Annotated in this window: 21 protein-coding genes and 1 pseudogene; 18 read left to right on the top strand and 4 right to left on the bottom strand. The window is 66.3% G+C overall.

What is annotated here, in order from left to right; genetic code table 11:
* Window positions 1–54 precede the first annotated feature (54 nt).
* The 14 genes and pseudogenes from ACWEO2_RS09850 to ACWEO2_RS09915 form a co-directional block, all read left to right on the top strand.
* A pseudogene (locus ACWEO2_RS09850) lies at window positions 55–1,086 on the top strand (zinc-dependent alcohol dehydrogenase); the annotation flags it as partial.
* 157 nt (window positions 1,087–1,243) lie between these two features.
* Window positions 1,244–1,495 carry a hypothetical protein gene (locus tag ACWEO2_RS09855; protein ID WP_452404951.1) on the top strand — a complete coding sequence of 84 codons (252 nt, stop codon included), beginning with the start codon at window positions 1,244–1,246 and terminating at the stop codon, window positions 1,493–1,495.
* A gap of 383 nt (window positions 1,496–1,878) precedes the next feature.
* Entirely contained in the window at window positions 1,879–4,143 is a 2,265-nt protein-coding gene (locus ACWEO2_RS09860; protein ID WP_452404952.1) for a SulP family inorganic anion transporter, read from the top strand.
* 289 nt (window positions 4,144–4,432) lie between these two features.
* Window positions 4,433–6,688 carry a solute carrier family 23 protein gene (locus ACWEO2_RS09865; RefSeq protein WP_452404953.1) on the top strand — a complete coding sequence of 752 codons (2,256 nt, stop codon included), beginning with the start codon at window positions 4,433–4,435 and terminating at the stop codon, window positions 6,686–6,688.
* Between the two features lie 150 nt (window positions 6,689–6,838).
* Window positions 6,839–7,267 (top strand): TIGR02611 family protein, encoded by a 429-nt coding sequence (locus ACWEO2_RS09870; protein ID WP_452404954.1) that lies wholly within the window; start codon window positions 6,839–6,841, stop codon window positions 7,265–7,267.
* A complete protein-coding gene (locus ACWEO2_RS09875) occupies window positions 7,264–7,974 on the top strand; it encodes a (2Fe-2S)-binding protein (RefSeq protein WP_452404955.1) in 711 nt (236 codons plus the stop codon). Before ACWEO2_RS09870 ends, ACWEO2_RS09875 begins: the two co-directional genes overlap by 4 nt.
* Window positions 7,975–8,229: 255 nt before the next feature.
* Window positions 8,230–10,281 carry a threonine--tRNA ligase gene (gene thrS, locus ACWEO2_RS09880; RefSeq protein ID WP_452404956.1) on the top strand — a complete coding sequence of 684 codons (2,052 nt, stop codon included), beginning with the start codon at window positions 8,230–8,232 and terminating at the stop codon, window positions 10,279–10,281.
* Window positions 10,278–10,868 (top strand): HIT family protein, encoded by a 591-nt coding sequence (locus ACWEO2_RS09885; RefSeq protein ID WP_354950673.1) that lies wholly within the window; start codon window positions 10,278–10,280, stop codon window positions 10,866–10,868. Before thrS ends, ACWEO2_RS09885 begins: the two co-directional genes overlap by 4 nt.
* A gap of 1 nt (window position 10,869) precedes the next feature.
* On the top strand, window positions 10,870–11,553 hold the full coding sequence (pgsA, locus tag ACWEO2_RS09890; RefSeq protein WP_452404957.1) for a phosphatidylinositol phosphate synthase: 684 nt from the start codon (window positions 10,870–10,872) through the stop codon (window positions 11,551–11,553).
* A 101-nt stretch (window positions 11,554–11,654) separates the two neighbouring features.
* A complete protein-coding gene (locus tag ACWEO2_RS09895; protein WP_452405129.1) occupies window positions 11,655–12,620 on the top strand; it encodes a phosphatidylinositol mannoside acyltransferase in 966 nt (321 codons plus the stop codon).
* Window positions 12,617–13,741 carry a glycosyltransferase family 4 protein gene (locus ACWEO2_RS09900; protein WP_452404958.1) on the top strand — a complete coding sequence of 375 codons (1,125 nt, stop codon included), beginning with the start codon at window positions 12,617–12,619 and terminating at the stop codon, window positions 13,739–13,741. The genes ACWEO2_RS09895 and ACWEO2_RS09900 overlap by 4 nt, the downstream gene beginning before the upstream one ends.
* 47 nt (window positions 13,742–13,788) lie before the next feature.
* Window positions 13,789–14,832 carry an NUDIX hydrolase gene (locus ACWEO2_RS09905; RefSeq protein WP_452405130.1) on the top strand — a complete coding sequence of 348 codons (1,044 nt, stop codon included), beginning with the start codon at window positions 13,789–13,791 and terminating at the stop codon, window positions 14,830–14,832.
* A gap of 536 nt (window positions 14,833–15,368) precedes the next feature.
* Window positions 15,369–16,271 (top strand): pyridoxal 5'-phosphate synthase lyase subunit PdxS, encoded by a 903-nt coding sequence (gene pdxS, locus ACWEO2_RS09910; RefSeq protein ID WP_355178285.1) that lies wholly within the window; start codon window positions 15,369–15,371, stop codon window positions 16,269–16,271.
* Between the two features lie 642 nt (window positions 16,272–16,913).
* On the top strand, window positions 16,914–17,408 hold the full coding sequence (locus tag ACWEO2_RS09915) for a hypothetical protein (RefSeq protein WP_355178283.1): 495 nt from the start codon (window positions 16,914–16,916) through the stop codon (window positions 17,406–17,408).
* Window positions 17,409–17,795: 387 nt separating this feature from the next.
* On the opposite strand, the gene ACWEO2_RS09920 is transcribed toward ACWEO2_RS09915, so the two are convergent.
* Complete coding sequence (locus ACWEO2_RS09920; protein WP_452404959.1) at window positions 17,796–18,422, bottom strand: hypothetical protein; 627 nt, start codon at window positions 18,420–18,422, stop codon at window positions 17,796–17,798.
* A gap of 121 nt (window positions 18,423–18,543) precedes the next feature.
* Between ACWEO2_RS09920 and ACWEO2_RS09925 the strand changes: the two genes are divergently transcribed.
* Entirely contained in the window at window positions 18,544–19,365 is an 822-nt protein-coding gene (locus ACWEO2_RS09925) for an acyl-CoA thioesterase (RefSeq protein ID WP_452404960.1), read from the top strand.
* A gap of 118 nt (window positions 19,366–19,483) precedes the next feature.
* On the opposite strand, the gene ACWEO2_RS09930 is transcribed toward ACWEO2_RS09925, so the two are convergent.
* Window positions 19,484–21,175 carry an APC family permease gene (locus ACWEO2_RS09930; protein WP_452405131.1) on the bottom strand — a complete coding sequence of 564 codons (1,692 nt, stop codon included), beginning with the start codon at window positions 21,173–21,175 and terminating at the stop codon, window positions 19,484–19,486.
* A gap of 219 nt (window positions 21,176–21,394) precedes the next feature.
* Here ACWEO2_RS09930 and pdxT point away from each other — a divergent pair, with 219 nt between their 5' ends.
* Complete coding sequence (gene pdxT, locus ACWEO2_RS09935) at window positions 21,395–22,045, top strand: pyridoxal 5'-phosphate synthase glutaminase subunit PdxT (RefSeq protein WP_355178279.1); 651 nt, start codon at window positions 21,395–21,397, stop codon at window positions 22,043–22,045.
* Between the two features lie 113 nt (window positions 22,046–22,158).
* The gene (locus ACWEO2_RS09940; RefSeq protein ID WP_354950687.1) at window positions 22,159–22,914 is read left to right on the top strand and encodes a YebC/PmpR family DNA-binding transcriptional regulator; all 756 of its coding nucleotides are present in this window, start codon (window positions 22,159–22,161) and stop codon (window positions 22,912–22,914) included.
* Window positions 22,915–23,069: 155 nt separating this feature from the next.
* Here the strand turns inward: ACWEO2_RS09940 and ACWEO2_RS09945 are convergent, their stop codons facing one another.
* Window positions 23,070–23,276, bottom strand: coding sequence for a DUF5988 family protein (locus ACWEO2_RS09945; protein WP_354950689.1), 207 nt, complete (start codon window positions 23,274–23,276; stop codon window positions 23,070–23,072).
* A gap of 200 nt (window positions 23,277–23,476) precedes the next feature.
* Here ACWEO2_RS09945 and ACWEO2_RS09950 point away from each other — a divergent pair, with 200 nt between their 5' ends.
* Window positions 23,477–23,728: a hypothetical protein gene (locus tag ACWEO2_RS09950; protein WP_354950691.1), complete on the top strand. Its 252-nt coding sequence runs from the start codon at window positions 23,477–23,479 to the stop codon at window positions 23,726–23,728.
* A 10-nt stretch (window positions 23,729–23,738) separates the two neighbouring features.
* Here ACWEO2_RS09950 and ACWEO2_RS09955 read toward each other — a convergent pair whose 3' ends face one another.
* Window positions 23,739–24,674 (bottom strand): NADP-dependent oxidoreductase, encoded by a 936-nt coding sequence (locus ACWEO2_RS09955; RefSeq protein WP_452405132.1) that lies wholly within the window; start codon window positions 24,672–24,674, stop codon window positions 23,739–23,741.
* Between the last annotated feature and the right edge of the window lie 42 nt (window positions 24,675–24,716).

A 24,716-nucleotide genomic window follows, 5' to 3' on the forward strand; every position in this document is an offset into this window, starting at 1 on the left:
GGATCTGTCAGGAAAGTATGCACACCATGGCCACAATGCAGTCGGTGCAGGCGCCCCGGTGCCGTCGAGGTCGTCGCGAACGATCGTCCCGAGCCGGGACCCAATGATGCGCTGGTCCGGATCCGGGCCTGCGGTATCTGCGGTACCGATGTGGCCTTCATCAATATGGGCGGCATGCCGAAGAATCTCGGCGTGCAGGTGCAGGCTGAGGCACTGAATTCGGATGCGATGCGGCCGGTACGGCTCGGTCACGAACCCGCAGGCGAGATCGTCGCGCTGGGTGCGGAGGTCACCGGCCTGCGGGTGGGCGATCAGGTGGTGGTCAACCCGCAGGGCGCGCCGTCGTGCATCATCGGCTGTGGCGGCGCGCTCGGTGGGATGAGCGAGTACCTGCTCATCGAGAATGCCGTCGTCGGCAAAAGCATTGCGGTGCTACCGGATTCGGTGCCGTACGAGGTTGCCGCGCTGAACGAGCCGATGGCGGTGTCGCGGCACTGCGTCAACCGGTCCGCGGCGAAGCTGGCCGATAAGGTGGTCGTTTTCGGTGCCGGGCCGATCGGGCTCGGGGCGGTGATCTGGCTGAAGCTGCGCGGTGTCGAGCATGTTGTCGTCGCCGACGCCATCGCATCGTGGCTGGCGACGGCATTGGCGGTCGGTGCGGACGCAGTTATCGATTCCTCGAAAGAGGATGTGCCCATACGGCTTACCGAACTGCACGGCGTCGGGCGCAATGCGCTCGGCGCGCCCCGGCCGAACATCGATATCTATATCGATGCCGCCGGTGTTCCCGTCGTGGTGAATACCGCACTGCGGTGGGGTAAGTGGGGTGCGAAGCTGGTGCTGGTCGCGGTGCACAAGAAGCCGGAGCCGATCGATATCGGCGCGATGCTGCGCAGCGAGATGACCATCGTTGCCTCCCAGGGATATCCGACCGAGATCTTCGAAATCACCCCCGAAATCGTCGAGCACGCCGAATGTTTCGCGCGGTTGATCAGTCACCGGGTGCCGTTCGCCGACGTGCACAAGGCATTCGAGCTGACCCTGACGCCGGGGGCGGCGGAGAAGGTCGTCGTCACCTACGACTGATTGTTGTGCTCGGCGCCCCTGCCCAACTGCGGCGGGCGCCGGGTGCGGCGGCTCAGCCCGCCGACCAGCCGCTGTCGAGGGGCGGGTCATACCGTCGACCACCGTCGACGATGTCCTGGCGGTCATTGTCGAGCAGATCACCAACTCGCCCGCATTCGTGGCGATCATCAATCCCTCCGGAACCGACGATCCGCGCGTCGGCGAGGTGGCCGCGCGTCTGATGAGTCTCGTCGCGGGCAAACTGGAGGATCCGGCCCAGCGCGGTTCATTGCGCGCGGACGTCACGGCGGCGGACGTATTCATGGCCGTGGCGATGCTGGCTGCGATTCTGCTGAAGACCGACGGGCGGTCGAAACGGCAAATGGCGCAACAGGCTTGGGCGCTGTTGGAGCGCGGGCTGACGCGGTGATCTGGGTGCGTCGCCCGGCGTTCGCGCTGTCGTTCACTGCGTCGCCCGGCGTTCGCGCTGTCGTTCACTGCGTCGCCGTCATCGGCTGACTCTGTGACCGGCCTCGGGGCTGGGAACTACTTGATAAACTGTGACTTGGGTCACAGTTTGGTAGCGGTTCGTCCCACTAGCACAATATAGCTTTCCATACGCTTTGCTAAGTCTTTACTATTGCGCCTGACCTTCACAACACCAGGTCATTGCTCGACGAAGTCGCTCTACGCGGGCGCATGAGGCGCTCAGCGTTCTCGCTCCACCAGCTTCGCCCGCCGCTCGTTTTCGATGCCAGTACATGTTCGACCGAAGAACCGATCGGCTCCACGCCGTTTCGGCGAAGGAGAATAATGTCCACCGACACCGATTCCGCACCACGGACGTCGCCGCTTCGCGCAAGTCTTCCAGCAAGTCTCGCCGCCGTCGGCCGCCATGATGTCCCCGCCTCGGTCGTGGTTTTCCTTGTCGCACTACCACTTTCGCTAGGTATCGCGGTCGCCTCCGGCGCCCCGGTAGCCGCTGGCCTCATTGCCGCCGTCGTCGGCGGTGTCGTCGCCGGACTACTAGGTGGTTCGGCAGTGCAGGTCAGCGGGCCGACAGCTAGCCTAACCGTCGTCGTCGCCGAGAGCGTGCACCAATTCGGCTGGGCCGCTACCTGTTTCATCACCGTTGGTGCGGGTCTACTACAGATTCTGTTCGGGCTCAGCCGCATTGCCCGCGGCGCGCTCGCCATCGCGCCGGTGGTGGTTCACGCGATGCTCGCCGGTATCGGCGTCATCATCGCGCTGCAACAGGTCCATATCCTGCTCGGTGGCAATTCGCTCAGCTCGTCATTCGCCAGCCTTACCCAGCTGCCACACCAGTTGATGTCGGTACATCGCGGTGATCTGTTCGTCGGCATGGTGGTGATCGTCATCCTGATCGCCTGGAAGTTTGTTCCGCGCCCGATCCGGCTGGTGCCGGGGCCGCTCGTCGCGGTGGTGGTCGCCACGATTCTGTCGCTGGTGCTACCGACCCATGTCGAGCGCATTGTGCTGAGCGGATCGCTGGCCGACTCCATCGGTCTGCCCGAGATCCCGTCCGGCAGTTGGCTCGCCGTCGCGATGACCATGGTGACGATCGCGCTCATCGCCAGTGTGGAGACCCTGCTCTCGGCGGTGGCGGTGGATAAAGCGCGACCCGGCAATCGAACCAATTTCGATCGCGAACTGATCGGGCAGGGATCGGCGAATGTGGTGTCGGGCCTGCTCGGCGGCCTGCCGATCGCGGCCGTCATCGTCCGCAGCATTACCAATGCCCACGCGGGCGCGCAGGGCAGGGCCGCGACGGTGCTGCACGGCGTGTGGATCCTGTTCTTCGCGGTCGCGCTGGCCGGACTGGTGCAGCAGATTCCCAAGGCGGCGCTGGCCGGGCTGCTCATTCTGATCGGCGTGCAGTTGGTGAAACTGGCCCATATCCGATTGGCCCGGCGCACCGGCGACCTGTTCGTTTATGTGGCAACGGTGCTCGGCGTCGTATTCCTGAACCTGCTGGAAGGCATGGTGATCGGGCTGGTACTGGCCTTCGCCCTGCTGCTGTGGCGCGTGGTGCGGGTGACGATCACTGCCGAACCGGTGGCCAGTGCGCGGCGCTGGGTGGTCACCATCGACGGCACCTGCACCTTCCTGGCGCTGCCCAAGCTGACCTCGGAGCTCACCAAGGTCCCCTCCGGCGTGGATGTGACCATCGAGATGACCGTCGACTTCCTCGACCACGCCTCCTATGAGCTGATCACCGACTGGGCCGGTCAACGCGAAGCCGCCGGCGGCACTGTAGATTTCGTCGAGATCGGCAGCGCGCGGATGGCGACCGCCGTGGCGGGACCGCCGGAGCGTGGGCGCTCGCGGCAGGTTCTCGACGAGGTCATCGGGCCGTGGCGGCGCACGGGCAATTCGGCGGATCGGATTGCCGCGGGTATCGCCGCCTATCACCGCGGTCACGCCCATCTGATGCGTCCGCATCTGCACGGGTTGCGCAATCGACCCGACGCCGACACGTTCTTCCTGACCTGCGCCGATGCCCGCATCGTGCCGAATGTCATCACCAATAGCGGGCCGGGGGATCTGTTCACCGTCCGCAATGTGGGCAACCTGGTCCCGGTCGGAGGCAGCGATGTCTCGGTGGAGGCCGCGCTGATCTACGCGCTGGAGAAGCTGGACGTGCGGGCGGTGGTGGTCTGCGGACACTCCGGTTGCGGGGCGATGGACGCACTGCATCGCGAGGTCCGTACCGGGCCGGGACTCGGCGATTGGCTCGCCTACGCGCGCCCAAGCCTGGACCGGTTCCGGCTCGGCCATCCGGTCGCCGATGCCGCGGCATTCGCCGGATTCGGGCCGGTCGACCAGCTCGGCATGGTGAATGTGGCGCTGCAACTGGAGCGCCTGCACGCCCATCCCGCGGTGCGGCGCGGGATCGAGGATCGCGGTGTCGCGGTATCCGGACTGTTCTTCGATCTCGCAACCGCCCGGGTGATCGAGGTGACCATGGACGGTATCGCCGAATTCGACGATGAGGTGAGCGTCGCTGCCCTGGACGAGTTGGCCGATGTGCGCGGTATTGCCGCGGAGCCCGTCTAACGCCGGGTGCGCCGTCGAGCCGGGCCGAATGATTCTGCCCGGCAAGCGAACTCGGCACGACTATGACTCACATCACGCTGATCCGGCGGTATGGATTGGGGCACTTTCCGGCAATTTCTCAGGCTTTGCTAAGTCTTTACTAATAACCTTGATTCGATTTACATCTCGACCCATTGCCGTGTCGGGAACTGCTCCACCGCGAGATGCCGGTTCGCGGTCTATGCCCTGCTGGACATGTTGATCGTCAACCGACCTCGGCGTTCGCGCCGAGTCGGCGAAGGAGAAGTCAATGGCTATTGATAGTGCCGTAGCCGCGCCGCCGATACCGCCCACCGAGCTGGGCAAGGGGCATCGCAGTTCCGAATCGCTGTCGGATCGTCTGACATCGATCCTGCGCCACGATCTGCCCGCCTCGATCGTGGTCTTCCTGGTCGCGTTGCCGCTGTCCCTCGGCATCGCGGTCGCCTCCGGCGCACCTGTTGCCGCCGGACTCATCGCCGCCGTCATCGGTGGCGTCGTCGCTGGCCTACTAGGTGGCTCGGTGCTGCAGGTCAGCGGACCGGCGGCCGGTCTGACCGTTGTTGTCGCCGAGTCCATCAACCAATTCGGTTGGCGGATAACTACTTTCATTGTCGTCGCGGCCGGTGTGTTGCAAATTCTGTTCGGGCTCAGCCGGATTGCGCGGGCCGCATTGGCCGTCACACCGGTCGTGGTGCACGCGATGCTCGCCGGCATCGGCATAACCATTGCGCTGCAACAGATTCACGTACTACTGGGTGGGTCATCGCACAGTTCTGCCTGGACCAACGTCACCCAATTGCCGTCGCAGCTGTTGTCGCTGCACGGCGATGACGCGATCATCGGCGTGGTGGTCATCGCGATCATGCTCGGCTGGCGCCGGATGCCCGCCAAGTTACAGGTCATGCCGGGCCCGCTGGTCGCGGTTTTGGTCGGCACGGTGTTGTCGCTTGTGTTGCCGTTCGAGGCCGAGCGAATCGTATTGAACGGCTCGCTGTTCGACGCCATCGGATTGCCGCAGCTCCCCAGTGGTGACTGGTCCGCCGTGGCGTTGATGATCCTGACCATCGCGCTCATCGCCAGCGTCGAAAGCCTGTTGTCGGCGGTTGCCGTGGACAAGATGCACACCGGGAAGCGCACCAATTTCGACCGGGAGCTGATCGGCCAGGGCTCGGCGAATGTGCTCTCCGGTCTGCTCGGCGGTCTGCCGGTCACCGGCGTGATCGTGCGCAGCGCCACCAATGTGCAGGCCGGTGCGCGCAGCCGCGCTTCGGCGGTGCTGCACGGCTGCTGGATTCTGCTGTTCTCGGTCGCGCTGGCCGGGCTGGTGCAGCAGATTCCGAAGTCCGCGCTCGCCGGTCTGCTGATCGTCATCGGTATCCAGCTGGTCAAGCTGGCCCACATCAAGTTGGCCAAGCGCACCGGCGATCTGTTCATCTACGCGGTTACCGTGGTCGGTGTGGTCTTCCTGAATCTGCTGGAAGGCGTGATCATCGGTCTGGCACTGGCCTTCGGGCTGCTTTTGTGGCGCGTGGTGCGGGTTGCCGTGGCGGCCGAGCAGATTCCCGGTTCGCAACGCTGGCTGCTGACCATCGACGGTTCCTGCACCTTCCTGGCGCTGCCGAAACTGTCCACGGAGTTCGCGAAAGTGCCTGCGGGTGTGGATGTCACCGTCGAGATGACCGTCGACTTCCTCGACCACGCCGCCTTCGAGGCCATCGAGGAATGGGTCCGCCAGCAGGAAAGCGGCGGCGGCACAGTCGATTTCGTCGAAATCGGCAGCGCGCGGATGGCGCACGCGACCGCGGGCCCGCCCGCCCGCGGCTTCGGGCGCGCGGTGCTCGACGAGATCTTCGGCCCGTGGCGCGGCGACGATGCGAATGCCGACCGGGTCACCTCGGGTGTTGCCGCCTACAACCGCAGCCACGCCCATGTCGTGCGTCCGCACCTGGACGAACTGCGGGACCGCCAGGATCCCGACACCTTCTTCCTGACGTGCGCGGACTCCCGGGTGGTGCCCAATGTCATCACCAATAGCGGGCCCGGTGACATGTTCACCGTCCGCAATGTGGGCAATCTGGTGCCGGTCAGCGGCGACGCGTCGGTCCAGGCCGCGCTCGTCTTCGCGCTCAATGAGTTGAATGTGCGGTCCATCGTGGTGTGCGGGCATTCGTCCTGCGGCGCGATGAAGGCACTGCACACCGAGACCGATACCGGTCCGGAAATCGGCCCCTGGCTCGCCCATGCCCACCCGAGTCTGGAGCGGTTCCGGCTCGGACATCCGGTGGCGCGCTCGGCGGCGGCTGCCGGATTCGGCGAGGTCGACCAGCTGAGCATGGTCAATGTGGCCGTGCAGTTGGAAACCCTGCACCGCCATCCCGCGGTGCGCGCGGCCATTGCCGAGCGCGGTGTGACGGTATCGGGGCTCTTCTTCGATATCGCCAGCGCGCGCGTCATCGAGGTCACCGTTGACGGGCTCGCCCATATCGACGACACCGGCGCGCGCAGCACGCCGGAACTCGTCTGAGTGGATGACATCGGACCCGCCCGATCTTTTCGGGCGGGTCCAGTCGGGTCGCCGATCGGATCCGTTACGGGGCCGGTCGGGACCAGCGGGGCCCGCGTCGCGCGCCGTACCGGGCGGAGGTTCCGTCGGCCCGCTCGTACGCTGGTGGCGATGAGTATTGAGCTGGAATCCGGATCGACCGAGCACGCCGGATGGCGCGCCTTCCGTGCCCGACTGGCCGGGCGACCTACGCTGAACCTCGCCTACCGGATCGGGGTCGCGGTGGTTGGCATCGCGGTGCTGGTCATCGGAATCGTGGCGATTCCCTATCCCGGCCCCGGCTGGGCGATCGTATTCGCCGGACTTGGCATTCTCGCCACCGAATTCGCCTGGGCACGCCGGGCACTCGGCTGGCTGCGCGACAAGTACCGGCTGGGTATGGCGTGGTACTCCGCACGGGGCCCGGCCATGCGGGTGTTCGCGGCCGTCGCCACCTGCGCGCTGGTCATCGCGACACTATGGGTCTTGGGAACATTCGTATTGCTCGGCGGCTGGATCGGAGTCGAATCGCAGTGGTTGCACAGTCCCCTGACGTGGTGAATTCGGTTCCCGGGCGGAATCTGACCGAGCCGGAGTGGCTGTCCGCGCGGATCACGGAAATGGGCCGCTCATGGGGCACCACCGAACCGCGCGTCTCGGGCACGCTGTGGTGGTGCATGGTGGCTTCTGCCCTGGTCGAACAGCTCGCACGCGCATACGCGACCGGGACGGGCGCACCGGAGCCGGTATTGGACCGGTTGGACTGTGAAGTCCGTCCCGATGGCGGCATAGAGCGAGTGCACATCCTGCCCGCCGCTGAATTCGAGGCCGAGCCGGCTGAACCGGATTCCACGGACGTGCCGCACGGCTCACCGGCCGTGGTTGCCGGGCCGCAGTGCGCGGCGGACGCCGCCGCCCTGAACCGTACGTGTGCGAATGCGCTGCGGGAGACCCTGGCCGCGGTGATCGGGCCGGTCGCGGCGGTATCCGGCGCGGGTGTGCCGTCGCTGTGGGCGATTGCCGCCGACGCGATCGGCAATCGCGCGCTCGATGCGGGGAATCCAGACGCGGGGACCCAGCTTGCCAGTGAGGTGGGGGGCAAGCTGCCGGTGCCACGGTTCGTCGAGATCGGCGGGCGCAGCTTCGTGCGCCGCATCTCCTGCTGTCTGGTCTTCGAGGTGCCCGGCTGCGAGATGTGCACCAGCTGCCCGAAAAGGCCCGCTGCCGAACGCACGGCGCTGCTCACCGAGCTCGCCGCCGAGAGCTGATCGCGCTGGCCCTCCGGTTCGCGTCCGGATGGCGGGAGTGCCGCATCGAACCGGTCGGCGAATGTCACGTTCGGGTCTCGCGGATCCGGACCGGCCGATTCGCGACGCGGCGAGCCCGGTCCATCGACGCGGCGCCGCTCGGGTGCCGATAGCATGGTCGCGCCGGAGCAAATTCGCCTCCGACGATGACCCGTGGGCAACCGCCCGCACCAGCGCGGGAACCCGCCCGCCAGGAACGCCAAGGAGTCTCCCGCCGTGACCACCTCAGCACCTATCAGCCCTGTCGCCCTCGTCCGGGTGCCCGCAGGGACGACGGCGGGTGCCGCGGTGCGCGAGGCGGGGCTGCCGACCAAGGGGCCCGACACCATCGTCGTCGTGCGCGATGCCGAGGGACTGAAGGATTTGTCCTGGACCCCGGAGACCGATGTCGAGGTCGAGGCAGTCGCCGCGAATACCGAGGACGGCCGCAGCGTGATCCGGCATTCGGCCGCGCATGTGCTGGCCCAGGCCGTACAGCAGGAGTTCCCGGAGGCCAAACTCGGCATCGGCCCGCCCATCAAGGACGGCTTCTACTACGACTTCCAGGTGGAGCGGCCGTTCACGCCCGAGGATCTGGCCAAGCTGGAATCTCGGATGAAGAAGATCGTCAAAGGCGCGCAGCGCTTTTCACGCCGCGTCGTCGAGGTCGAGGACGCGCGCGTCGAACTGGCCAAGGAGCCGTTCAAACTCGAGCTGATCAGCGATAAGTCGGGCATCGACGATCCGGAGGTCATGGAGGTCGGCGGCAAAGAGCTGACCATCTACGACAACCTGGATCCGCGCACCGGTGTGAAGGTCTGGGGCGATCTGTGCCGCGGCCCGCACATTCCGACCACCAAGTTCATTCCCGCGTTCAAGCTCACCCGCAGCTCCGCGGCCTACTGGCGCGGTGACCAGAACCGCGAGGATCTGCAGCGCATCTACGGCACCGCCTGGGAGTCGCAGGAGGCCCTCGAAGAGCATCTGCACCTGCTCGAGGAGGCAGAGCGCCGCGACCACCGCAAGCTCGGCCTGGAACTGGACCTGTTCAGCTTCCCTGACGAACTCGGCTCCGGTCTTCCGGTGTTCCACCCCAAGGGCGGCATCATCCGCAAGGAGCTCGAAGAGTACTCGCGCCGCCGCCATGTGGACGCGGGCTACGAGTTCGTCAATACCCCGCACATCACCAAGGGCCACCTGTTCGAGGTCTCGGGTCACCTCGATTGGTACCGGGACGGCATGTTCCCGGCCATGCACCTGGACGCCGAACTCAATGCGGACGGCACCGTCCGCAAGCCCGGCCAGGACTACTACGTCAAGCCGATGAACTGCCCGATGCACAACCTGATCTTCCGGTCCCGCGGCCGGTCGTACCGGGAGCTGCCGCTGCGGATGTTCGAATTCGGCTCGGTCTACCGCTACGAGAAGTCCGGCGTCGTGCACGGCCTGACTCGGGTGCGCGGCATGACCCAGGACGACGCGCACATCTACTGCACCAAGGAGCAGATGCACGCCGAGCTGACCAGCACACTGCAGTTCGTGCTCGGCCTGCTCGCCGACTACGGCCTCGACGACTTCTACCTCGAGCTGTCCACCAAGGACCCGAAGAAGTTCGTCGGCTCGGAGGAGACCTGGGACGAGGCCACCGCAACCCTCGCCGAGGTGGCCGAGGCCTCCGGGCTCGAGCTGGTGCCGGATCCGGGCGGCGCCGCGTTCTACGGCCCGAAGATCTCCGTGCAGACCAAGGACGCGCTGGGCCGCACCTGGCAGATGTCGACCATCCAGCTCGACTTCAACCTGCCCGAGCGCTTCAACCTGGAATACACCGCCTCCGACGGCACCAAGCAGCGGCCGGTCATGATCCACCGCGCGCTGTTCGGTTCGATCGAACGCTTCTTCGGTGTGCTCACCGAGCACTACGCCGGTGCCTTCCCCGCCTGGCTCTCGCCGGTTCAGGTTGTCGGCATTCCGGTCGCGGAAGCCTTTGCGCCGCACCTGGATTCGGTGATCGAACAGCTGCGGGACGCCGGCATCCGGGCACAGGTGGACCGCAGCGACGACCGGATGCAGAAGAAGATCTTCAACAACACCGCCCAGAAGATCCCGTTCATGCTGCTCGCCGGTGAGCGCGATGTGAACGCGGGTGCGGTCAGCTTCCGCTTCCGCGACGGTACCCAGGTCAACGGTGTGCCGGTCGAGGCGGCAGTGGCCACCATTGTCGAATGGATCGCGAACCGGGAGAACGCTTCGCCGACCGCCGAGGGTTTTGTGGTGAAGGGCGGCGCATGAGTGAGTGGACCGCGCCCGGGTTCGCGGAGGTGAACGCGGACTCGGACGAGCAGGGGAGCATCGTGGATACCGGGGCCGGTCAGCCGGATCGGTTGCAGCGGTTGTGGACTCCGTACCGGATGTCCTATATCGCCGAGGCCGCCAGTCCGAAAGATGCGACGGGCCATCCGTTCACCGATATCCCGAAGATGTCGGATGAGGACGGTCTGGTCATCGCGCGCGGCGAGCACGTCTACGCCGTGCTCAATCTCTATCCATACAATCCCGGGCACATGATGGTGGTGCCCTACCGCAAGGTGGCCAACCTCGAGGACCTCACGCTGGAGGAAAGCGCCGAGCTGATGGCCTTCACCCAGCAGGCGATCCGGGTGATGAAGCGGGTATCGCGGCCGCACGGATTCAATGTCGGGCTGAATCTCGGTGCGGTGGCCGGTGGTTCACTTGCCGACCATCTGCATCAGCACATCGTGCCGCGCTGGGGTGGGGACGCCAATTTCATTACCGTCGTCGGCGGAGTAAAGGTGATGCCGCAGTTGCTGCGGGAAACTCGGGCGCTGCTCTCGGCGGCGTGGAAGGAAGTCGAGTAGGGTGCTCAGCTTCTTCGGCCGCGAGACGTTCTCCAAAGCGACTGCGCCGCTGGGCAGAGCGCTTGTCCGTACCGGACTCACCCCGGATGCGGTGACGGTGATCGGCACCGTCGCCTCGATCACGGCCGCGGTCACCCTGTTCCCGACCGGACATCTGTTCTGGGGAACCATAGTGATCTGGCTGTTCGTCATGTTCGACATGCTCGACGGCGCGATGGCCAGAGCGCGCGGCGGCGGCACGAAATATGGAGCGGTACTGGATGCCACCTGCGATCGGGTCGCCGACGGCGCGATCTTCGCCGGGCTGGCCTGGTGGGCGGTGTATCACGAGAACAGTAAGCCGCTGTTCTTCGCGACCCTGGTGGTTCTGGTCACCTCCCAGGTAATTTCGTATGCGAAGGCGCGTGCCGAGGCGAGTGGACTCTCCGCCGACGGTGGGCTGATCGAACGGCCGGATCGGCTGATCATCGTATTGGTCGGCGCCGGACTCACCGGTATCGGCGGCTATTGGGGGATCGGCTGGCTGACCTGGGCCGTGCATGTGGCGATGTGGATTCTGGCGGTGCTCAGCATCGTCACGGTATTCCAGCGGGTGCTGGCGGTCCGGAACTCGCCGGGCGCGCGGGATGTGATCCCGCCCGCACAACCGCAGAACCCCGCGGACGCGACGGAGTTGCCCTCGTGAGTTCCCAGCTCGATTCGCCGGGGGAGTCCACGCGGTCCGTTGGCGAGCCCGGTCATCGACTCGGCGAGCGCACGGATGCGCACGGCGGCCTCGGATCTCGGATCACCGCCCGAATGACCGACTGGGCCTACGCGGCGGGTTGGCGCGTCGTGCGTACCCTGCCCGAATCGACGGCCAGGCGGGCATTCGATTGGGGTGGCAACCGAGCCGCGGACAAGGCGAATCGCGCATTCCGCGCCGGTGGCGCACCGAACCAGTTGCGGCGCAATCTCGCCCGCGTGCTGCGCGTGACCCCCGCAGAAGTGCCCGACGACCTCATTCGCGCGAGTATGCGCTCCTACGCCCGCTATTGGCGTGAGGCATTCCGACTGCCGACGATGGACCATGCGGCGCTGACCAATTCGCCCGTGGACGGGGTGGAGAACCTGGAAGCGGCGCTTGCGCAGGGGCGTGGCGCCGTCCTGGCACTACCGCACTCCGGAAACTGGGATGCCGCCGGTGTCTGGCTGGTCGCCAACCACGGCGGGCTCGCGACCGTCGCGGAACGGCTGAAGCCGGAGTCGCTGTTCGAGCGCTTCGTCGCCTACCGCGAGAGCCTCGGCTTCGAGGTATTCCCGCTGACCGGCGGTGAGCAGCCGCCGTTCCCGGTGCTAGCCGCGCGCCTGCGCGAGAACAAGGTCGTCTGCCTGATGGGGGAGCGGGACCTGACCGGAAAGGGGGTTCCGGTGACCATGTACGGCGAGCGCACCTGGCTGCCCGCTGGCGCGGCGAAGCTGGCCATCGAGACCGGCGCCGCGCTGATCCCGGTGCACGTCTGGTTCACCGTCGACGCCGACGGCCGTGAGGGCTGGGGGATGAAGACCGAAGCGCCGCTGGATGTTTCGGGCGGTGTCGCCGCGGCCACCCAGGCATTGGCCGATCGGTTCGCGGCCAATATCGCCGAGCATCCCGCCGATTGGCACATGTTGCAGCCACAATGGGAGCAGGACCTTTCGGCGCAGCGGCGCGCCAGGATCGCCGCGGCGCAGGCCGGGATCGATAGCGGCACAGGGGAGACGACACCATGAAAATCGGCATGGTCTGCCCCTATTCATTCGATGTCCCCGGCGGAGTGCAGGCCCATGTCGTGGAATTGGCGCGGGTGTTCATCGAGCGCGGCCACAAGGTGAGCGTGCTCGCGCCCGCGTCGGAGGACACGCCGCTGCCGGATTTCGTGGTGTCGGCCGGTCGCGCGGTGGCGATTCCGTACAACGGTTCGGTTGCCCGGCTGTCTTTCGGCCCCATGGCCTACACCAGGATTCGTCGCTGGATCGATGGCAACGACTTCGACGTGCTGCATATCCACGAACCGAACGCGCCGAGCCTGTCCATGCTCGCGCTGAAGATCGCCGAGGGGCCGATCGTGGCCACCTTCCACACCTCGACCACCAAATCACTGGTGCTCAGTACCTTTCAGGGTGTACTGCGGCCCTATCACGAGAAGATCAGCGGCCGCATCGCCGTCTCCGAGCTGGCGCGGCGCTGGCAGGTGGAGGCCTTGGGCTCGGATGCGGTGGAGATTCCCAATGGCGTCGATGTGCCCGCCTTCGCCCGGGCCCCGATGCTGCCCGGCTATCCGCGAGCAGGCGGAACCGTACTGTTCCTCGGCCGCTACGACGAACCGCGCAAGGGCATGGACGTGCTGCTCGGCGCGCTGCCCGCATTGGTGCGCAAGCATCCGGATATCGAGATCCTGATCGTCGGCCGTGGTGACGAGGACCGGCTGCGCCGCGAGGCCGGGCCGCTCGCCCGGCATCTGCGCTTCCTCGGCCAGGTTTCCGACGAGGACAAGGCCTCGGCCATGCGCAGCGCGGATGTCTACGTCGCGCCCAATCTCGGCGGTGAGAGCTTCGGCATCATCCTGATCGAGGCGATGGCCGCCGGAACCGCCGTGGTGGCGAGCGAATTGGACGCCTTCCGTCGGGTGCTGCGCGACGGCACCGCGGGAATGCTTGTGCCGGTGGGCAATTCGGATCGTCTCGCCACTGCGATCGACACTCTGCTCACCGATGACGTTCGCCGTGAGGCCCTGGTCCGCACCGCCGATCAGGTGGTCGGCGAATACGACTGGCCGGTGGTCGCCGAACAGATCCTGCGGGTGTACGAGACGGTAACTATCGGCGACACGCGGGTCCGGGCCGCCGGATGAATACCGCCGCTTGCGGCAAATGACCTCAGGGTAAGGGCTCCGAGATGATTACTTTCTCCGCGACGACGGTTCTCGTTCTCGCGCTGATCGCGGCGGTGATCATCGCGATCGGTCTATGGGCGGCCTCGACCGCCAACCGGCTCGACCGGCTGCACGTGCGCTCGGACCAGTCATGGCAGGCATTGGACTCGGCGCTGGCCCGGCGGGCGGTGGTAGCCAGGTCGATCGCCGTAGTGATCGCGGGGCCGACCGCTGAGTCGGCGCTGTCCGAGCAGTCGAAGCGCCTTGCCGCGCTCGCGGATCGCGCGGAGCGGGCGGGACGCGCCGATCGTGAGACCGTGGAAAACCAACTCTCCGCAGCGCTTTCGGCGGTCGATATCGCCCTGTTGCGTCCGCAGCAGGTGGCCGAACTGGCCGACGCCGAGGCCCGCGTCCTGATCGCGCGTCGCTTTCACAATGATGCCGTTCGTGACACCCTCGCCCTGCGCACCCGTCGTCCGGTGCGCATCCTGCACCTCGGCGGTACCGCGCCACTGCCGACCTACTTCGAGATCAGTGAGCGCGCCACTCCGGCCGCCGCGACGGGTCTGGCTGTCGACACCGTCCGCACCTCCGCACGCGTGGTGCTGCTCGACGAACAGGATCGGGTGCTGCTGATGCGCGGCAACGATCCCAAGACCCCCGACGTCTCCTTCTGGTTCACCATCGGCGGCGGCGTCGAACCGGGGGAGACCCTGCGCAGCGCCGCGGTGCGGGAACTGTGGGAGGAGACCGGATACACCGCCGATCCGGCGAATCTGCGCGGGCCGATCTGGCGACGGGTCGCGGTATTCCCCTTCGACGGCGAACTCATCCGCGCCGAGGAACTGTTCTTCGCGCTGCGCGTATCGGCCTACGATCCGAAGCCGGGCAATTTGACCGCAGTCGAGCGCCGCAGCATCACCGCCAATAAGTGGTGCACCGGTGCCGATATCGTCGGGCTGGACCACACCGGTGAAACCGTCTACCCCTACCACCTGGATCAACTGCTCCCCGAGGCCGCGGCGGCCGCATCCGGTGACTCCGATCCCGAGGTCCGCTCCATCCGCTGAGGGCGGTGGCGATCCACCTGCGCGGCCGCATCTTTCACCTGTGATGTGTTTCACGATCGTGATAGCGTCGCGACTGGATTGATGCCGCCTGGGTAGTGCTTACGGGAAAGTGCTGCTCGGAATCCGGTGGTGATTCCACTGCAGTGAGATGTCCGTTGGTGCGTGGAGGTATGCAGTACATGTCCTACCTGTTGTTCGATTTCCTGTTGCCGTTGCTCGGTCCCGCTGCCGCGGAGTACTGGGCACAGCTGTTGGTGATCGGCCCGCTCTAGCACGAAAATCCGGTGTTCGTCGGGGCGGCCGAACTGTGCGTCGACCCGGCGGATCCGATTTGCGGCGGCTCCGTGTTCGCGCCGCAGATGCCCCTTCCGAGCACCGCCCGATCGGTCCAGTGGCTGCGGGCGGTGTGCAGACCCGCTGGTCGGGGCAAGGCCAGTGCTGCGCAACTGGCTATCAAGTGGCCTGATCGGCTTGCCTAGAATCGTTGTCGTTAGTTCCAAGCGACCCGATTGGCGCACATGACTCAGGAGTTTGCCGTGACCACGCCCGAGACCACCAACACCATCGGCACCGCCCGCGTGAAGCGCGGGATGGCCGAGATGCTCAAGGGCGGGGTGATCATGGATGTCGTCACCCCCGAGCAGGCCAAGATCGCCGAGGACGCCGGTGCGGTGGCGGTGATGGCGCTGGAGCGTGTTCCGGCCGATATTCGCGCTCAGGGCGGCGTCTCCCGGATGAGCGATCCGGACATGATCGACGGCATCATCTCCGCCGTCTCCATCCCGGTCATGGCCAAGGCCCGCATCGGCCACTTCGTGGAGGCCCAGATTCTGCAGAGCCTCGGTGTCGACTACATCGACGAGTCCGAGGTGCTGACCCCCGCCGACTACGCCAACCACATCGACAAGTGGAACTTCACCGTGCCGTTCGTCTGCGGTGCCACCAACCTGGGTGAGGCGCTGCGCCGGATCACCGAGGGTGCGGCCATGATCCGCTCGAAGGGCGAGGCGGGCACCGGCGACGTCTCCAACGCCACCACCCACATGCGCAAGATCCGCGCCGAGATCCGCAGGCTGTCGTCGCTGCCCGAGGATGAGCTGTTCGTCGCCGCGAAGGAACTGCAGGCGCCGTACGAGCTGGTGCGCGAGGTCGCGCAGACCGGCAAGCTGCCGGTCGTGCTGTTCACCGCGGGTGGCATCGCCACCCCCGCCGACGCCGCGATGATGATGCAGCTCGGCGCCGAGGGCGTATTCGTCGGCTCGGGCATCTTCAAGTCCGGCAACCCGGCCGAGCGCGCCGCCGCCATCGTCAAGGCCACCACCTTCTACGACGACCCGGATGTGCTGGCGAAGGTCTCGCGCGGTCTGGGCGAGGCGATGGTCGGCATCAATGTCGAGGAGCTGCCGGTCGACCACCGACTGGCCGAGCGCGGTTGGTGATCCGGCGCTACCGCTGAACTGAATCGACGCCCGCGGCAAGGGATTCCACGATCCGTTGCCGCGGGCGTCGTTCGTCGCTGCGGCGCTGTCGCTGGTGTATGCGCTCAGATCAGTCCACGGTCACAGGCATCGATTGCGGCCTGGGTGCGGTCGCGTACGCCGAGACGGCTGTTGCCGTCCCCTTCGGCATCGGCCTGCTGGTGGCGAGGTACGCACTGCTGTACCGGGAAACCGGGCCGTTTCGGCGCGACTGCCTTCGCTGTCCGGTTACTCGGCTTCGGCTACACCGCGATCATCGCTCTCACCGGCACTATTGCGTTCGGCACGGTCCTACTTCGCGCCGATACTGTGCCGCGGATCGCCAGCGTGCTGTACACGGCGGACTCTCGGCCCGCTGCCTGACCTTCCTGCTCCCGGCTCCGTCGTGCGGACCGGCCATCTCGCCGGTATCGGCATGATCTAGTCGGCGTCGATCGTATGGTTGAACGCGGGGCGGGCCGAAGCTGTTGCGCATCCCACACAGTTGTCTTATTCCCGCCACAGAGTTGATGGCTAATTTCGGGATTCGGTCGGTGACCGCGCGGGCAGTTCGCGCGGCACCGGCGGGGTCACGGACCTGTCCGAATGACAAAGGAGATTCAATTGAAGCTTCATAAGTCCGGGCGTATCGCTATCGCGGGTCTGGCCGCCGTGGCCGCACTCAGCTTGTCGGCGTGTGGCAGCGACGACTCGAAGACGACCCCGACCAAGGCGTCCAAGACCAGCACGTCGGCGGTGGCCAACCCGAACCTGCCCCCCAAGCCGACGGTGGCAGAGTTGAATGCCGCACTCGCCCGCGCCTTTGATCCGTCGGTGCCCAGCTCCGAGAAATTGGAATCGGTGCAGGGTGCGGAGGCCGATCCGGATCTGCCGAACCGCTTGGCGGAGGCGGCAAAGAACGCCAATGCGCAGATAACGGTCACCGATGTCACCTCCTTCGGTGACAGCGTGACCGCCAAGGCGAAGTTCGTCGTCAATGGTCAGGAGAACATGGTCGACGTGCCCTTCGTCGCCGAGAACGGCAAGTGGAAGATCGAGAAGTCCTGGGCCTGCACCATGCTGACCAACCTGGGCCAGCAGTCGCCGGCCTGCGGTTAGTTCGCTGCGGCCCGACCGCTGTGGGTTCGGCCGGGCACGGTTCATCTCGGGTGGTGGGCGCCTGTGGCGCTCGCCACCCGAGGTGTTTGTCGGCGCAACCGGTCGAGGCTCGGCGGTGGGGGAGTGGTGCCGCTCGAATTGTGCTCGGCGGGAACAGGATTGGTTTCGAAGCAGCCTGCGGGAACCTGATGACGAGTTCGACATGTCCGGCAATTGGCAGCGGGCGGTACGAGACGGAAGGTTCGGGTGAATCTGTTGCCGACGAGGCAATGAATCATCTGCCTACTTAGATATGCGCATTTAAACATGAAATATGTCAAAGTCCCGCAGGGGAACCGCACGTCAAAAACATTGCAAGGAGGGGGAGCCGCTCGAGTCGGAAGCCGGCTATTTCCGGGCGTCGTCATCGATCCGCAGCGCGGGCCTATCGGGATGTTCCCAACGAATGAAAAAGGTTGGGGCATAGGGATTGTCCCGATCGTGGCGCAGAATGGCGGGAATGGTCCACTGTGCCTCCGGCGCGGTGCGGCGGCGCAGGGCGGCCTCGGACATATCGAGTCGCACCGCCAGATCGAAGCTCAGCCCCCGGCCGAAAAGCATGGGACCCGCAATCAACAGGACGGTGTCGGGCGCCGCGCTGCGGACGGGGGAGCGGGCGGAGCGGTCGCGGTCTTCGTCCCACAGTGCCGGAAGCCAGCGCGCGTCCTCGCGGAGCGCGCGAATGACCTCGCGATCGAGCGCCGCATAGTCGAACCAGGCTGCACAATAAGACATTTCGTCGGTGCGCCCGAATTCCATCCGGAGCGAGGCCGGCCGGATGTAGTCGTGCAGCGAGACCACCTCGGCGGCACGTCCGGTATCGCGAAGGGCGGTGGCGATGCGGTCCGCGATCGCCAGCGGTTCGGCGGCGTCGGCACCGTCGATCGCGATCACCGCGCGTCCGCTGATCTCGCGGATGCGGTCGGTCAGGAGTTCGACAAGTCCGGTATGGCTGATCGGATCGAAATGCGGCACCGGCCCATCCCATCAAAACCGGCTAGCGCACCCCATTCTGGGCGGCGGTTGCGGCCGTTGCCGATCGATCACGGGCCGGCCGAGCGGAGCCCGCGTCGGTGCGCCGGTTAGTGTCAGCCGCATGGCGACAATCGAAGAGGCGCTGGAGATAGAGCGGCTAGAGCGGGATATCTTCCGTGGTGCGTCCACCAAGACCCAGCTCCCGCGCACATTCGGCGGCCAGGTTGCCGGTCAGGCGCTGGTAGCGGCGGTACGGACGGTGGAGCCGCGGTTTCAGGTGCATTCGCTGCACGGGTACTTCCTGCGTCCGGGCAATCCGGAAGAGCGGACCGTCTATCTGGTGGAGCGGATCCGTGACGGCCGGTCCTTCTGTACCCGCCGGGTGACCGGCGTACAGGACGGCGCCGCGATCTTCACCATGTCGGCCTCGTTCCACATCGGTGACGCGGGTCCCGAACATCAGGATGTGATGCCGCAGGTCCAGGCGCCGGACGGGCTGCCGGATGCCAGCACCACGATGAGTCCGGAGCGGCTGTGGGCGATGCGCGAGTGGGAACACTGGGATATCCGCACCGTGCCCCAGGATGTGGTGGCCCGCCGCGACGGTGTCGTCTCCCAGCAGCAGGTGTGGTTCCGCTACCGGCATCCGCTGCCCGACGACCCGGTGGTGCACGTCTGCACCCTCGCCTATATGAGCGATATGACCCTGCTCGGCTCCTCCAAGGTCATCCACCCCGACGAGCCGACCCAGAACGCCTCCCTCGACCACGCCATGTGGTTCCTGCGCCCGTTCCGCGCCGATGACTGGCTGCTCTACGACCAGTCGTCCCCATCCGCGGGCTTCGGCCGTGCACTGACCGGCGGCAAGATCTTCAACCGGCAGGGCGAGTTGGTCGCGGCGGTCGTGCAAGAGGGTTTGATCCGCACGTTGCGCGACGACTGAGCCTCAGCAGGGGCGAAGATCACCCGGTGACCCATAGATCTCGGTGACCGAGCGTCCGCGGTGGTGCGCGGGTGGCCGCCACGCACCACCGCGAACTACCCGTGAGCCCGCATGGGGCTCATCCCACCTGGACGCGTAGGTGGCAGACCACGGTGTCGGTCATTCGGCGGAGTTCGCGTTCGAGTTCATCGCTGCGGTGGCTGGGCAGCACGCGGTCCCAGCCGGTCGGCGGATCGATCTCGGCGATGACGACGACCTTGCGCCGTCCTGGGAAGTTCTCGCGGACGTACCGCGCGACGGGTCCGCCGACGGTGGCGTCGCTGTCCTCGAGCAGCACCAGCCTGACCTCGGGATGCCAGGCCTCCCATGCCTTTGCGAACGCCCGCACCGATTCACCGGGCAGGCAGACATGGACGGCGACCACGTCTTTGCCGATGGACATGGCAGCCGAGAGCGCCTCGCGGCTCAGTTCCGAGACCTCGGAGATCGGCACCACGATCGCCGTGCCGGTGGCCCGCGGCTGGTCCGGAATCGTGCCGTTGCCGCGGCAGCCGCCGATCTTGGTGTAGGCCCCACGCACACGTTCCATGCCGAGCACCAGCGCGGGCAGCACCAGCACGATCAACCAGGCGCCTTCGGTGAATTTCATGGCGGTGGTGACGATCGCGGCGACGAAGGTGAGCACCGCACCGAAACCGTTGAGTGCGATCCGCCAGCGCCAGCCCTCGCCGCGGTCCTGCCACCAGTGCCGGACCATACCGGTCTGGGCGATGGTGAACCCGACGAAGACGCCGATCGCGAATAGCGGGACGAGCGCATTCATATCTCCGCGCGCCGCGATCAACAGCACGGCCGAGGTGACGCCGAGGGCCAGGACACCGTAGCGGTACACCTGACGCGGTGAACTGACCGCGAATCGGTGCGGCAGGCAGTTGTCGTCGGCCAGGATCCGGGTGAGTGTCGGCAGTCCGCCGTATGACGTGTTGGCGGCCAGCGCGAGCAGTACGACGGTCGCGAATTGCACAACGTAGTAGCCGATCCCGTGGCCGAGGGCGGCCTCGGTCAGCTGGGAGAGCACCGTCGTGCCGTCGATCGGCTGCAACGAGAACTTCTTGATGAGCACCGCCAGCCCGATCAGCATGACGCCGAGCAGCGCGCCGAGCGCCACCTCCGCCCGCTGTGCGCGTTTGATCTTCGGTTCGGCGAAGCTGGGCACCGCGTTCGCGATCGCTTCGACGCCGGTGAGCGCCGCGCAGCCGCTGGAGAATGCCTTGAGCAGCAAGAGCACGCCAACGGTGTGGAGATCGCTGACGGCCGCGGCTCCGGTGGTGACGCTGGCCGGTTCCGAACGCACCAGCCCGCCGATTATGACGGCGAAGATGCCCGTGACGAACACGATGGTCGGAATCATGAAGGCGCGCGCGCTTTCTCGGATGCCGAGCAGATTCAGCGCGGTGACCCCGATCAGGATGGTCAGGCAGATCCACACCGTATACCCGTGCAGCGCAGGGAATGCCGAGGTCAGTGCGGCCACCCCCGCGGCGATCGAGACCGCGACATTGAGGATGTAGTCGACGATCAGCGAGGCCGCGGCGACCAGGCTGGTGCGGCGGCCCAGATGCCGCTTGGCCACCGCGTATGCGCCGCCGCCGTCGGGGAAGGCCGCGATCACCTGCCGATAGGAGGCGACCAGTACGGCCAGCAGTGCGGCGATCGCGAGGGTGACCGGCAAGGTCATACCGAGTCCGGCGCCACCGGCCGTGGCCAGTACCAGCACGATGGCTTCCGGCCCGTAGGAGACCGATGCCATGGCATCGAGGGACAGTCCGGCCAGGCCGGTCGACACCGTCAGCCCCCGGCGCGGCGAGACTCTATTCGCTTCTCCACGGGGCGCAGGCGCCTTGCGTGGCAACACGACAATCACATCTGTGAGTGTCGACCGATTTCCGCCCGATGAACCCGCTCTTGATGCAACGTTGACGGTCACCGTGAGCAGGACCACAGCACCCCCGCCTCGTAAGCTCGTGGCGTGAACGTATCGGTCGCCTCGCCTGTTCCCGGCGCGCAGCAGATTCCCACCCGGCCCACCATCGGCGTGCTGGCGCTGCAGGGCGATGTGCGCGAACATGTCGCGGCGCTGGCGGAATGCGGCGCCGAACCGGTGCTGGTGCGGCGTGCGTCGGAGCTGGCCGCGGTGGATGCGCTGGTGCTGCCCGGTGGCGAATCGACCGCTATCAGCAAACTGCTCGAGGTCTTCGAACTCCTCGAACCGCTGCGTGCGCGGCTGCGGGAGGGTATGCCCGCCTTCGGGTCCTGCGCCGGGATGATCCTGCTCGCCTCCGAGGTGCTCGACACCCGCCCCGATGCGAAACATCTGTCCGGTATCGATATGACGGTGCGCCGCAATGCTTTCGGCCGCCAGGTCGATTCGTTCGAGACCGATCTGGAATTCGCGGGCCTGAACGGCGGTCCGATGCGCGCGGTCTTCATCAGGGCGCCGTGGGTGGAGCGGGCCGGCGCGGGGGTCGAGGTATTGGCCACCGTCCCGAGCGGCCCGTTTGCCGGGCGCATCGTCGCGGTGCGGCAGGGCAGGGTGGTCGCGACGTCGTTCCACCCGGAAGTCACCGGCGATCTGCGGGTGCACAAGATGTTCGTCGATCTGGTCCGCGACGCCCAGTAATCGCCCTCGGAAAGTCGTCGCGACCGGACGAGTAGGCTGAGAGAGTTGTCTACCCGGCCGGTGCGGGTACCGTGCGCACGATCAGACGTGCTGTCGACTGGAGGAAGTAGGGAATGAGCGGCCACTCCAAATGGGCCACCACCAAACACAAGAAGGCGGGGATCGACGCGAAGCGCGGCAAGCTCTTCGCCAAGTTGATCAAGAACATCGAGGTGGCGGCCCGCACTGGTGGCGGTGACCCGGCGGGCAATCCGACGCTGTACGACGCCATCCAGAAGGCGAAGAAGTCGTCGGTTCCGAACGACAACATCGAGCGTGCCCGCAAGCGCGGTGGCGGCGAAGAGGCGGGCGGCGCCGACTGGCAGACCATCATGTACGAGGGCTACGGCCCCAATGGTGTCGCCGTGCTGATCGAATGCCTCACCGATAACCGCAACCGCGCCGCGGGCGAGGTGCGCGTCGCGATGACCCGCAATGGCGGCAATATGGCCGACCCGGGCTCGGTCTCCTATCTGTTCCACCGCAAGGGCGTCGTCACCCTGGACAAGAACGGCCTCTCCGAGGACGACGTGCTGATGGCGGTGCTCGACGCGGGTGCCGAGGAGGTCAATGACCTCGGGGAATCCTTCGAGATTATCAGCGATCCGTCCGATCTGATCCCGGTGCGCAAGGCGCTGCAGGACGCCGGAATCGATTACGACTCCGCCGAATCCGGCTTCCAGCCGTCGGTATCGGTCGCGGTCGATCTCGATGGCGCGCGCAAGGTGTTCAAGCTGGTCGACGCGCTCGAGGACAGCGACGACGTGCAGAACGTTTACACCAATGTCGACATCCCTGACGAGGTCGGCGCTCAGCTCGAAGAGGACTGAGTCGACCCCATCGGGTAACTCCGGGGCGGTTCGCACGGCTGCGGACCGCCCCGAGTGCGTCCACGGGTCGGTCCGTCCCGGTGGACGGAGCGAACCGGACGGTGAGTCGGGTGCGCGGGCGTCGAGCGCGGAGAACTACGCGGCGCTGCTGGAACTTATTCCGCGATTCTGGTGCGGTCGGACCACTCGTACACCGGCAGCCGCCCTTCGGGCGTATCTGCCTCGCGGTTGGTGACCTTGAAGTGCTCGTATCCGCCGCGGAATTCGACTTTGAGCTCGACGCCGGGCGGTGTGATCGGAACGATGCGCGCTGGCAAGTCTTTCGGCCCACCTTCGAGGACAGCCTTCACAACATTGCTCATCCTTCGGATGGTAGATCTCCGATGTGATGCCCGCCACAAACGTGGCCGTGCAACCCGTGTAATCCCAGCCGACGATGTCAGCACCGTAACGATTTCGGCTCAATTCCTGATATCGGATTCGAGTACCGCGACAACCGTCGCGGCGACTCGATCAGGTTCCGGACACCGAGAACTTGTCCTGCCCGGAAAGAGACCAACCTATGAGTCGATCCCTTGCCGACGAGCGTCCCGGCCATTCGACCGACCTGAATGTCACCCTCGCCCCGCTCGCGGTCGCGACGGGACTGATCCTGCTTATCGCCGCCTGCGCGACGATGAACCGGATGCCCGGCTGGGCCGACGACTACGGTGCGAGCCTGGTGTACTTCGCGATCTTCCTATACGTGGCGATTGCCGGGCGTTTGACCTGGTGGGGCGCCGACATTCTGATCCGCGCCGCGAAGAAGCGCTGACCAGGCCGGATCACGGCACCGTGAGGACCAATTTGCCTACGGTGCGGCCGGTTTCGCCCTGTGCGTGCGCCTTCGCGGCCTCCGCGAGCGGGAAGACTCCGGCGACGGTGGGACGCAGTGCCCCGGATTCGACGAGTCGAGCGAGTGCGGTCATCCCTGCGTGGTCGTGCTCTACCAGCATGCACACCGCCCGGACTCCGGATCGCTGTGCCTTGGCCGTCAATTCGGTCGTTCCGAATGCGCGCAGCGAGACGAGCAGACCGCCGGGGCGGAGTGTGCGCAGCGACCGCACGCTGTTCTCGGCATCGATGGAATCGAGTACCACATCGACATCGCGTACCGCATCGGCGAAATCGGTTGTGCGGTAGTCGATCGTCTCGTCCGCGCCGAGTTCGCGCAGGAATGCGTGGTTGGCTGCGCTCGCGGTGCCGATCACCTGAGCGCCGCGGGCCTTGGCGATCTGGACTGCGAAGTGTCCGACACCACCGGCGGCGGCGTGGATCAGAATGCGCTGTCCGGCTTGGAGTTTCGCGGTGTCGACGAGGGCCTGCCAAGCGGTGAGGGCGGCCAGCGGGACCGCGGCGGCCTGAATGTGGTCCAGGTTCGGTGGCTTCGGCGCGAAGGCGCGGGCGGGGCCGACGGCGTATTCGGCGAATGCGCCATGGCCGTTGGGGTAGGGGAGCATGCCGAAGACCTCGTCGCCCGGGTGGAACAGGGTGACCCCGATACCGGTCCGCACTACTTCACCCGATACATCCCAGCCCAGGACGAATGGCGGCTCGTCGAGGAACAGTCCCGCGACGCCGCGATGGCGCCAGTCGGTCGGATTGAGCCCAGCGGCCCGCACCCGGACCAGGATCTCGCCGGGACCGGGCGTCGGAATCGGCAGTTCGACCTCGGTCAGGACCTCGGGGCCGCCGACCACATCCTGACTGATCGCGCGCATGGTGGTGTCGTTCATGTCCTTCAGCTTGCCGAGGGCGGCGAC

The organism is Nocardia sp. NPDC004278 (assembly GCF_053602975.1).